Source organism: Stenotrophomonas sp. 05L44_2 (assembly GCF_056665995.1).
On record NZ_JBFTNR010000505.1, the window covers coordinates 1 to 3121 of the forward strand.

A 3121-nucleotide genomic window follows, 5' to 3' on the forward strand; every position below is an offset into this window, starting at 1 on the left:
GTGCAGAGTCGAGCAGCGCTGGGGACAGCGTGCCGACCAACGGTCGGCACCCACGGGGTCGGAACGTGTCGACCAAGGTCGACACCTACCGGGGGCGGGKGGCACAAAAAAACCCGCCACGAGGGCGGGTTTTTTCGGAAGCGACCCGCAATCCTTGCGGATTACTTGATCTTGCCTTCCTTGTACGGGACGTGCTTGCGCACGACCGGATCGTACTTGGAGAATTCCATCTTCCCCGGGGTGTTCTTCTTGTTCTTGTCGGTCGTGTAGAAGTGACCGGTACCAGCGGTCGAAATCATACGGACCTTATCGCGCTTGCCTGCCATGATCGTCTACTCCTCAGACCTTTTCGCCGCGCGCACGCAGCTCAGCCAGAACGGAATCGATACCGTTCTTGTCGATGGTGCGCAGTGCATGCGCGGAAACACGAAGCTTCACCCAGCGGTTCTCGCTGGCAACCCAGAAGCGGCGCTCGTGCAGRTTCGGCAGGAAACGACGACGGGTYTTGTTGTTKGCGTGCGAGACGTTGTTACCCGTCTGCACTCGCTTGCCGGAAACCTGGCATACGCGGGACATGGCGCACCTCGATAGTAAGTTGTGTCTCCCCGTAGCCCGGGGGACGGCGGCCTCGGTGGTTGCCCACCACACGTCAAGAGAATCAAAGGGTTACGCTGGCGTTGGGCGGCCGGGGACGTGCTCCCGGGGGCGCCGCCCGGCACGAAACCGGACACAGCGAGCCGCGCATTATGCACGCAATCAAGACCTTGCGCAACTTACCCACAGGCCACGCCTGAACACGATGACGGCGCCCTGCCCTCAGCGCAGGTGCGGTACCACCTGGGCCAGCAGGTGGGCATCCTTCAGTGCGCCATGCAGGCCGCGGGTGCCGGGAATATGCAGGCGCTGCAGCACATCGTCGAGCTTGTTGGGCATGCCCGGCCAACGGCTGCGGGCCAGCTTCAGGCTGCAGGTCACGCGGCAGTGCTGGGCCAGCCCACCGGCCAGCCCCGCCAGGCGCAGCTCGTTGTCGAGGAAACCGACGTCGAAGGTGGCGTTGTGCGCGACCATCTCGCTGCCACGCAGGAACTCCAGCAGTTCGGCGGCCTTGCTCGCAAACAGCGGCTTGCCCACCAGCATGGCATCGCTGATGCCGTGCACGCGCAGCGCGCCCCAGTCCACCTTCCGCTGCGGCTGCAGGTAGGTGTGGAACTGGCGGCCGCTGAGTTGTCCATCGACCAGTTCCACCGCCCCGATTTCAATCACCCGATGGCCCAGGCGATGCGAGATACCGGTGGTTTCGGTGTCCAGTGCGACGACGCGGCTCACGGCGCACGCCGGTATGCAGGGGCCGGCATGCGGCAGACAAGGGACGGTAGGGATGGCAGTGCGGTCATGCGGTGCTGGATCCTGTTGCGCGCCCCCCGTGCGGCGGGGGCAGATGAGGCGGGATTGTCCCACGCGGTGCGTCGGCAGGAGCGCGGATGAACACAGCGATGTCGGCATRCTGGTGATTCACTGCGGAGGCTCCAATGCGACTGCTGGCCCTCACCTACGGCACCGAAGGCGATACGCGCCCGCTGGTCATGCTCTGCCATGGGCTGATCGCGGCCGGTCACGAGGTCATGCTGCTGGCCGACGGCGGCACCCTCGACAGCGCGAAGGCCTTGGGCGTCCCGCACGCCGCGCTGGAAGGCGACATCCACGACGAAGTGGTGGCGCTGGTCTCACGCGGCAATGGCGTTGCCGCCGCCAGCACCGGGCTGGCACGGATGGCGCTGCAACATGTCGCCGGCTGGATGCACCAGGCCGATGCTGCAGCCGACGGCTGCGATGCGATCCTGACCGGTGGCCTGGCTGCGTTCGTCGGCATGAGCGTCGGCGAGCGTCGCGATCTTCCGGTGATCGGCGCCGGCATGATTCCGCTGACGCCGACGCGCGCGTTCCGCTCGCCCTTCCTGCCGCCCGGACGCTCGCCGGGCTGGTTGAACCGGGCCAGTTATGGCCTGGTCAACGGCCTGATCTGGCGACAGTTCCGCGGCCCGATCAACACGGCCCGCCAGCACGCCGGGCAGCCACCACGACGTTCCCTCTGGGCTGGCCTGCCGATGCTGTATGGCATCTCGCCACAGCTGCTGCCACCGCCTTCGGACTGGCCGGCCGACCACCTCGTGTGCGGCCAATGGTCGGCCCCTGCTGCGCCGTGGCAACCGTCGTGCGAACTGCAGGCTTTCCTCGATGCAGGACCGCCGCCGGTCTATCTGGGCTTCGGCAGCATGACCGGCTTCGAGCGCGAACGTGTGCTGCCGGCGCTGTTGTCGGCGCTGGCGCCACGCCGCGTGCTGCTGTTTCCCGGTTGGGTCGGCGTGCCCGACATGACGCTGCCCGACTCGGTACGGGTGATCGGCCCGACCCCGCATGAAGCGTTGTTGCCGCGCTGCGCACTGGCGATCCACCACGGCGGCAGCGGCACCACGCATTCGGCATGCCGCGCCGGCATACCGTCGATGGTGATGCCGTTCGCCGCCGACCAGTTCTTCTGGGCCGATCGACTGCAGCACCTGGGCGTGGCACCGGCGCCACTGTCACCCAAGCGGTTGCAGCCGAAGGTGTTGGCCGATGCACTGGCGTTCGCCGAGCATGCGGATACACGCGCACGTGCGGCCGCGCTGGGCGCTGCAATGGCGAACGAGGATGGAGTGGCATGCGGCGTGGCCGCACTCGAGCGCTGGCTCAGCCCAACGTCTCCACCACCCAATCAATGAACACCCGCAGCCGCTGGCTCATGTGCCGGTTCGGCGGGAACATCACGTGCATCGGCATCGGCGGCAGCTGCCAATCGTGCAGCACGGGCAGCAGCTCGCCGCGCGCCACATGYGGTTCGGCCATGTAGCTGGGCAGCGCGACCACGCCGAGGCCGGCCAGGCCAGCGGCCAGATAGGCGTTGCCATCATCGAAGCCGATTGAATAGCGCCCCTGCACCTCGACGCGCTCGGCGCCACGCTGCGCGGTGAACACGCGGGCGCGGCCACTGCGTGGGCTGAGAAAACCGACCGTGTGGTGGTCCGGCCCTTCCAGCGCGCGCGGGTGTTCCGGCACACCGAACCGCTGCACATAGCCCGGG

At 67.2% G+C, this 3121-nt stretch carries 5 protein-coding genes; 1 reads left to right on the forward strand and 4 read right to left on the reverse strand.

All coding sequences use genetic code 11. From position 1 onward, the window contains the following. Positions 1–161: 161 nt before the first annotated feature. The 3 genes from rpmG to dnaQ all read right to left on the reverse strand — a co-directional run bounded on the left by rpmG (position 162) and on the right by dnaQ (position 1326). Positions 162–329, reverse strand: coding sequence for a 50S ribosomal protein L33 (gene rpmG, locus AC1VAN_RS16525; protein WP_170272460.1), 168 nt, complete (start codon positions 327–329; stop codon positions 162–164). A gap of 10 nt (positions 330–339) precedes the next feature. Then, positions 340–576, reverse strand: a complete 237-nt coding sequence (rpmB, locus tag AC1VAN_RS16530) for a 50S ribosomal protein L28 (protein WP_005411638.1) — start codon at positions 574–576, stop codon at positions 340–342. 240 nt (positions 577–816) lie between these two features. Then, positions 817–1326, reverse strand: coding sequence for a DNA polymerase III subunit epsilon (gene dnaQ / locus AC1VAN_RS16535; RefSeq protein WP_442251885.1), 510 nt, complete (start codon positions 1324–1326; stop codon positions 817–819). A 203-nt stretch (positions 1327–1529) separates the two neighbouring features. Here dnaQ and AC1VAN_RS16540 point away from each other — a divergent pair, with 203 nt between their 5' ends. Then, a complete protein-coding gene (locus AC1VAN_RS16540; protein ID WP_442251886.1) occupies positions 1530–2762 on the forward strand; it encodes a nucleotide disphospho-sugar-binding domain-containing protein in 1233 nt (410 codons plus the stop codon). Here AC1VAN_RS16540 and AC1VAN_RS16545 read toward each other — a convergent pair. Continuing rightward, positions 2731–3121: LysR substrate-binding domain-containing protein (locus tag AC1VAN_RS16545; protein ID WP_480986220.1), on the reverse strand; the 391-nt coding region annotated here is incomplete at its 5' end. The two genes, AC1VAN_RS16540 and AC1VAN_RS16545, sit on opposite strands and share 32 nt — an antisense overlap.